The sequence below is a fragment of the Brucella sp. 22210 genome (genome assembly GCF_052045675.1).
Lineage (GTDB): Bacteria > Pseudomonadota > Alphaproteobacteria > Rhizobiales > Rhizobiaceae > Brucella.
On the sequence record NZ_JBQEPD010000073.1, the window covers coordinates 1 to 6,999 of the forward strand.

A 6,999-nucleotide genomic window follows, 5' to 3' on the forward strand; every position below is an offset into this window, starting at 1 on the left:
GACGTGATTGTGCAGGCCGGGCGGCATGGCTCGCAAAGAGGCATTGCCGAAATCTACCGTGTGAGAGGAAAGCACTAACATGAAAAAAGCACTGCTCGCCCTATTCGTGGTGATGATCGCGGCACCGGCCTGCGCAGGATCGCCTGAAGATGACACCCGGCAGCGGGAAAAAGAGTTCTTTAATTTCGCGCGCCCACAAGTGACGACCGACAACGAAGGCGGCGTTACGTCCAAAGGCTGCAAGTGGACAAATATTCCCAAGTGGTTTCACGAAAAATATAAAGATAGAAACGGCATATTCGTACTTGAGGATATCCAAAACACATTTATCGGAAACAATATAATTTCCCAAAATACATGCACATGTGAAACGCTTTATCCCGCTTGGGATGAGGCAATAAAAATATACGAGAATGAATTTAAGGATTTGAAATTTTACGCTCCATATGGATCGGAAACGAACGTGTTCCTTAGAAAATATAGTTCGAAATCGCAAAGCCTCATCATGAGGGCTCGCGAAATCTGCAAGACCGCAGGTATTTTCTAATGGATTCTTTTGTCACCGGTTTTGTTTCGTCGGCAGATTCCCTGATCAAAGGCGTGTCCGCGTCCGGCTTTGGTGCTGTGCTTCAAGCCATCAATGGGACGGCGACGGCGGCAACTCTATCCATTGTTGCTTTGATCTTGAATCAGTTCCTACAGATACACTCCATTTCTCTTGGCCGATTTCTCGGCCACCTGGTAAAGCTGATGGCAATCGTCATCATCGGTTTTAAATGGAGCAACTTCGGCCAAGTAACGGAAGCTGTACAAGGAGGAATGGATTCAATCGCCGCCAAGCTCTTAACGATGACAGCCCCTTCAAGCGCGAATACCGTTGCTGGCGCAATTGACGCTATGATCAATACGCTTGCGCAGAAAGGAAATGAGGTAGGGCAACGGGCAAGTTGGTTTGCGGGTGCGATCATGTCCAATCTCATCACATGGCAGTTAAGCTTGCTTGGTTGCCTTGGATGCTTGATTATTATCTGTTCAAAGGTAATGTTTTCGGTATTCGTTTGCATAGCTCCCATGTTTATTGCCTGCTACATATTCGACACTACCAAGGATTATTTCTTTCGCTGGATACAAGGGGCGATAACATACGCTTTGTATCCGGTTATTACCGCTGGATTGCTGGGAATGATTTACAACATCATTGCAAATTATTTTTCGAGTATCGGAAAACAGCCAATAGAAACTATCGTTGGCTTCATTCCCTTTATTGCAACGGCAAGCATACTCATTTTTTCCATATTTTTTATTCCCTCTATTGTAAACGGTCTTTGTGGTATGGTTCAAAGTATCAAGCCTAACGAAATTATCTCGCAGGCAAGAACCCTTTATAACGTTATTTCCAGACCGGCACCGGGCACAACAAATGCATCGCCGCCACCGAAGCAAACGACAGCCAACGCTCAAGCGCCGAGGTCATTTCCCGATTCTCCTGCCAAGATGCAGGCTCGGTATGACCGAATTAATGGGAAGTAGAGTTCTTGCTATCAGAGGCGATATTGAGAACGCCTCAAGGAATTACAGTGAAGCATAAGAAAAAATCGAGCGGTCGCCTGATCCATCAATTGGGCCAGTAGCCTAACTGCCTAAGTTCATTCATATAGGCCTCAGGGTCCATTGCCTCTATGTCCGCAAGCCTAAGCCTGTCGCCATAATCACAGAATTGCGCAAACTCGTGTGTACGTTCAAATCTTTCCTTATCCGGAATACGCTCTCCTGTCTCCTTGTTATATGCCCTAAAATAAGGAAGAATTCGCTGCCGGTATAGCGCGACCGATAGCGGGAAACTATGGGGCCGGAGAATATAGCGGCGTCCGCCGCCTTGCCAATTGCCATAGCGACCATAGAATTCCCAAGGTACAAAGCCCAGTTTGCGGATGACTTGAGCCAGCGCTGCAGGCAAAGTATTTAACCCCACACGCGGATCTGTCTGCGTCTGTCCTGGCAAGAATAATTGTCTCCACTCAGTCGGAATGATGAGTTGGAGCGAGAGCGCACTTTCCCGTGGATACGGGCCTAATTGCCTATAATAGGGCTGAATGAGAGGCCCGCGATCTATGCCCCGATCATTCTCGATGGCCGGTTCGCTCCAGTAATTGAAGTATTCCTCTAATGACGGCATTTATTCTCCTATATGGGGTCAGTTCCGGCTCGGGGCGAAAAGACACCGCAAGGCTGCTTCCGCTGTCCCAATTGAACCTTCTTGGATTTTGGTGCCGGAAGACCTTGATTTGTATGGGCCGATTGTTGTCCAGAACAGACTACAGTTCAAAAGGGACAGTCATTATTGAGAAGCATGTGCCTTGGCTGTCATATCAACGCCTAGTGCGCGCATCACCGCCAGCGTTGTCTTGAGTGTCGGATTTCCACGTTCGCTGAACGAGCGGTAAAGCTGTTCGCGGGAAAGGCCGGTCTTGCGGGAAATTTCGCTCATGCCCTTTGCGCGAGCGACGACGCCGAGCGCCTTTGCGACATAGGACGCATCGCCAGTTTCAAAGGCATCGGCCATGAAAGCAGCGATTTCCTCATCATCGACCAGTGCGGCGGCAGGGTCGTAGGTGGTCAGCTTTTCAGTCATCTTGTTCACTCCATTCTTTGGCGAGCCTCTTGGCGGTGGCAATGTCGCGGGCCTGCGATCCCTTGTCCCCGCCGCATAGCAACACGATCAGAAGATTCCCGCGCTGCTGAAAGTAGACGCGATAGCCGGGACCATAGTGAATCCGCAGTTCGCTGACACCCTCGCCCACCGGCTCCACGTCTCCCGGCAAGCCTTCGGCCAAACGCATCAACCGCGATGCAATGATGGTTCTGGCGCGCTTGTTCCGAAGCCGGGATTCCCATTTGGCGAAGGTCGCCGTCTGCTTTACCTCGATCATTGCTCAAATGTAGTCGTTAAACTACATTTAAGCAACCCGCCGATAGATTCCAGCCTTCGGGTGTCATTTCGCCCCGAGCCGGAACCGACCCCAAAAACGTGGAAGCCCACTGATCCTTGCCATCATCCTGCTATGCGCACCCGGTACGAAAGTGCCGGGTGTTTTTGTATCTACATTGTTGACACGATATGGCAACGGGTTTATTGTTTAGATAATGTTGATACCTAACCGATTTCGGAGCACCAGAAATGAAAACCTTCTAGATTTTTCGCGGTTCAGTCGCATGGGATGAATGCCGTTCGGCTTCCGAAACCGAAGCTTTGCAGATTGCTCGTGCACACTACCCGGAAAGCGGTGATTCTGTTTGGGTGAGAGGCACGAAATACAGCGTACACGCTCGCATCGCCTAAGCCTTCCGGTTTCCGCCTTACGGGGCGGTTTCCCGAATTCTTATTTGAGGAGACTGAAATGCAGGTTTTGATTAAAAAATGGGGCAATAGCGCTGCTGTCAGACTTCCGGCCGCAATCATGGAAGCGGTGCATCTGGAACTGGATACAGCCGTGGATGTGCGCGAAGAAGGCGGGCGGATTGTGATTGAACCAGTCCGTCAACCGAACTATCGGCTTGAAGAGCTTCTTGCAGGCATTACGCCCGATAATGTCCACGAGGAAGTGGATTTTGGTGCGTCGGTCGGCAAGGAAGCTTTCTGATGGCGGATTATGTGCCGGAGGCCGGGGATGTTGTCTGGCTGCAGTTTTCGCCGCAGGCGGGACACGAGCAGGCCGGGCATCGACCGGCTGTTGTCCTTAGCCCTGCAAACTACAATCGGGTAGGCTTGATGCTTTGCTGCCCTATGACCATCAAGCGCAAGGGTTATCCGTTCGAGGTTGTGATCGATGACGAGCGCCAGAGCGCGGTTCTGGCCGATCAGCTCAAAAGTCTTGACTGGCGCGCTCGAAAGGCGGTGCGGAAGGGGCGAATCTCGGAACAGGAATTAGCGCAGGTGCGAGGCAAGGCTACGGCCTTGATCGGAAAAGGCAGTTGACCAATGCGTCCGGCTATAGCGGTCAGCCGGACGCGGGCTTTTTGCGTCAACAAGCGGCGACGGAAAATCTACACGCCAAGCCCGGCCCGTTTGAACAGACCATCAATCTTGAGGCACACGGCTTCGGCGTTCTGAGCATCCTTCTTGGCAAGATCTTTCACCGAGCCTCCCGTCTCGGCGTTTGCGCTTTTGCCACCCTTGCGCGCTTGTCCGCTGAATGCCTGCGCTCTTGTTCGTCTATGTTTGCTGCCGGTCGGTCGGCCTGCTTCGCCCGCTCGGCTCCGATCTCCGCGATTGCCTGCGAAACCGATTCCACGGTTTTGATTTCGTCGTAATCGGCTTCGGTGATGACCCGCTTAGGAAGTGGAAACGGCGCGTTCGGGTCTTGGCCGTCATAGATGGGCTTCAATTCACGATCCGCAAAATACTGAATGCGCTTTGCCCGGATCGGCATGGCCGCATTCACAACGATAATGATCTCATCGGAAGGCAACCGGCGCGCATCATCCTTGGTCAGCAACGGATATTCTTCTGTCCGCTCGGTGACATTGGCCCCGAAAACGCCGTCCTTCATGGACTTTGAGCGGGTCGTGACCTTCTTGGTCGTCGTGCCGACCGATTGCGATAATTCCTCGACCGTGTCCTCTTCTGACGGGGTGAGATAGAGTTTCAGGCCACTGCTGGCTTGAATGGCCTTGCGATCCTCGACACCATAGACGCGATCAAGGTCGGGAATGGACTGCGTGATAATGGCGACATTGCCGCCATAGCTGCGCAACAGCGAAATGCTGTCCACGATGATTTTCATCTTGCCCAGGCGCTGAAACTCGTCGAGCAGGAACATGACCGGGAACGGCTCGTCCGGCTCCGGCTCCTTCTCCTGCAGTTTGGCGATGGCTTCCGCGAAGAACATGCGCACCAGTGGCGCGATTGTCGGAATATCTTCGCTCGTAACGGTGAAATAAACCGTATGCGGTGCACGGCGGAAATCCCCGAAATCGAAATCGTTCCCGGCTGTCACCGCGCAGATATGCGGATTGGCCCACGGCGAAAAGCCGCTAGAATCGAGAATGGAGAGATAGGCGCTCAACGTGTCGGACGCCGTATTCGCGAGCTTCTGGAACAATCCGCGTGCATGGCCGTCGCGAACGACCTTGGCGTAAGCTGCAAAGCGATCATTGTTGGTGCCTTCGCCGTTGAAGGCCAGCTTGTGCACATGGCCGAGATTGAACTTGCCCTGCTCGAAAGCCAAAAGCGCGCAACTGACAAAAACCTCCCGGCTGTTCGGCAGGAAGCTTTCAGCCTGCGGGCTTTGCGCGGCAAGAAATAAGGTCGCCAGCTTGTCAAGCGCCGCCATGCGCTGCGCCGGGTTGGTCATTTTCTCGATGCGGCTCAACGGATTCCAGCGGTGTGTCGGCTGGCCATACTCGGTCGGCCCGAAGCGAAGCACCTTATGCCCCTTCGCCGCTCGATGCCGGGCGGTTTTCTCGAAACACTCGCCCTTCACGTCCAGAACAATGGCGCTGCCGAGATAGGTCAGAAGATTGGGGATCGTGAAGCCCACCGTCTTACCGGCCCCGGTCGGCGCGACCAGAAGGCAATGCGGAAACTTGGCCGAAACGATCAGCTTGCCCTTGGAGGACGGCTTGCCGGTCTTGCCAAGCAGAAAGCCGGTGGCCGGGTTCGCGAAAAAGCGATTGCGCTTCATGTCGCTGATCGTCTGCCACTTGGTGACGCCATATTGTGTCAAACCGGAATCGAGCATTCGCGTGCTCAACAGCAAGCCGCCGATCATCGGCAAGACGATCACGACAGCGGACACTTGCCATTCGCGAAAATGCAGCCGGTAAAGCGACTGGAAGTTTTCAATCAGATAGAAAGCGCCGATAGTCCAATTCTTGTGCCAGACGGTCAAAACCATTAGCGCCAGTATATAACCCAACAGCGCGCCCGATACGGTCAAGAGAGCCGCGCCGATAATCTGTTTGCGTCGATCTTCAGCCAGAACCATTGTCCTCACCTCACAAGCCCAGTTTATGGTCGCTGTTCAGGTTGTGAGAACGGGTGTCCTCGGTAAGCTGGCGCTGTTCTTCAAGCTGTTCGCGTTCCTCGTGCAACTCAAACAGCACCTTGTCGGTCAATATGGCCTTTTCGGTATCGTCCATATTGTAACCGTGCTGACGCATCGCCTCGACATAGGTTTTACCCATATCGTATGCCTCGCGCTGATCGATCTCGATATTTGCCGCCTTCAGGTGCTCCACGAACTCCGACACATTGCCGTTCTGAAGATCGCGCACACCTGTTTCACCGACAATCGCCTTCAGCCCATCGATAAGCTTGCGGCTTTCATCGAAAGTCAGACTGTCTTTAGCTGCCAGTTCCCGCACTTCGCGGGCGGTTTCCTCTTGCGCGACGATGCCGAAATAGCGGTTTTCAACCGCGTTCAACATCGCGACCCGATTTTCGGCGTGGTCTGACCGAAGATCGAAATCCAGCGGAATACCGCGTTCCGTCGCGATCTGGTTCAAATGAACACGGTCTTCCGGCTGAATATAAGATGCTGGCTCTATGAACGGGTAATTCTTGTCGTGTCCCTCGATGTCGAGCGCCTGCGATGCCAATTCTGCATGAAGCGGCGACTTCTGCGCATAAGCGATGAACGCCGCTTTTTCAGCCGTAAACTCGTCTCTTTGCGGCATGACACCGCGAATATCGTCCCACGCATCGATTTCCTCCGTATCCGGGCCACGGTTGGCCGCTTGGTCGAACTGCTCACGCATCCGTTGCAATTCCTGCCAGTCGGACCGCGTGAGTTCGACTTTCTCCGTTAGATCATCCATCATTTCGGCATGGAAAGACGCCGCCCGGTTAAACGCCTCGGTTCGGCCCTGCTCTGTCGTCATGTCGAGATTCATGTGCGCGGCTATCGCGCTTGCATCGCGCTCGATCCAGTGCGTTTCCAATGCAGCCGGCACATGGCCGGTGCCGGCGCGAGCCGCGAACTCATCCTTGTTGATGCC

General features: G+C 53.3%; 9 protein-coding genes. 4 read left to right on the forward strand and 5 right to left on the reverse strand.

The window, feature by feature from the left end:
- The first annotated feature begins 79 nt into the window (after positions 1-79).
- A complete protein-coding gene (locus tag ACTJKP_RS25760; protein ID WP_440632700.1) occupies positions 80-547 on the forward strand; it encodes a hypothetical protein in 468 nt (155 codons plus the stop codon).
- Positions 547-1,530 carry a type IV secretion system protein gene (locus ACTJKP_RS25765; protein WP_440632701.1) on the forward strand — a complete coding sequence of 328 codons (984 nt, stop codon included), beginning with the start codon at positions 547-549 and terminating at the stop codon, positions 1,528-1,530. Before ACTJKP_RS25760 ends, ACTJKP_RS25765 begins: the two co-directional genes overlap by 1 nt.
- 85 nt (positions 1,531-1,615) lie before the next feature.
- Here the strand turns inward: ACTJKP_RS25765 and ACTJKP_RS25770 are convergent, their stop codons facing one another.
- The 3 genes from ACTJKP_RS25770 to ACTJKP_RS25780 form a co-directional block, all read right to left on the reverse strand.
- Entirely contained in the window at positions 1,616-2,176 is a 561-nt protein-coding gene (locus ACTJKP_RS25770) for a hypothetical protein (RefSeq protein ID WP_440632702.1), read from the reverse strand.
- Between the two features lie 162 nt (positions 2,177-2,338).
- Positions 2,339-2,632: an addiction module antidote protein gene (locus ACTJKP_RS25775; RefSeq protein ID WP_440632703.1), complete on the reverse strand. Its 294-nt coding sequence runs from the start codon at positions 2,630-2,632 to the stop codon at positions 2,339-2,341.
- On the reverse strand, positions 2,625-2,930 hold the full coding sequence (locus tag ACTJKP_RS25780) for a type II toxin-antitoxin system RelE/ParE family toxin (RefSeq protein WP_440632704.1): 306 nt from the start codon (positions 2,928-2,930) through the stop codon (positions 2,625-2,627). The genes ACTJKP_RS25775 and ACTJKP_RS25780 overlap by 8 nt, the downstream gene beginning before the upstream one ends.
- A 468-nt stretch (positions 2,931-3,398) precedes the next feature.
- Between ACTJKP_RS25780 and ACTJKP_RS25785 the strand changes: the two genes are divergently transcribed.
- Together ACTJKP_RS25785 and mazF are read left to right on the forward strand one after the other, a co-directional pair.
- Entirely contained in the window at positions 3,399-3,641 is a 243-nt protein-coding gene (locus tag ACTJKP_RS25785; RefSeq protein ID WP_440632705.1) for an AbrB/MazE/SpoVT family DNA-binding domain-containing protein, read from the forward strand.
- The gene (gene mazF, locus ACTJKP_RS25790; RefSeq protein WP_440632706.1) at positions 3,641-3,976 is read left to right on the forward strand and encodes an endoribonuclease MazF; all 336 of its coding nucleotides are present in this window, start codon (positions 3,641-3,643) and stop codon (positions 3,974-3,976) included. Before ACTJKP_RS25785 ends, mazF begins: the two co-directional genes overlap by 1 nt.
- A 157-nt stretch (positions 3,977-4,133) precedes the next feature.
- On the opposite strand, the gene ACTJKP_RS25795 is transcribed toward mazF, so the two are convergent.
- The gene (locus tag ACTJKP_RS25795) at positions 4,134-5,987 is read right to left on the reverse strand and encodes a type IV secretory system conjugative DNA transfer family protein (protein ID WP_440632707.1); all 1,854 of its coding nucleotides are present in this window, start codon (positions 5,985-5,987) and stop codon (positions 4,134-4,136) included.
- A 10-nt stretch (positions 5,988-5,997) separates the two neighbouring features.
- Positions 5,998-6,999: hypothetical protein (locus tag ACTJKP_RS25800; protein WP_440632487.1), on the reverse strand; the 1,002-nt coding region annotated here is incomplete at its 5' end.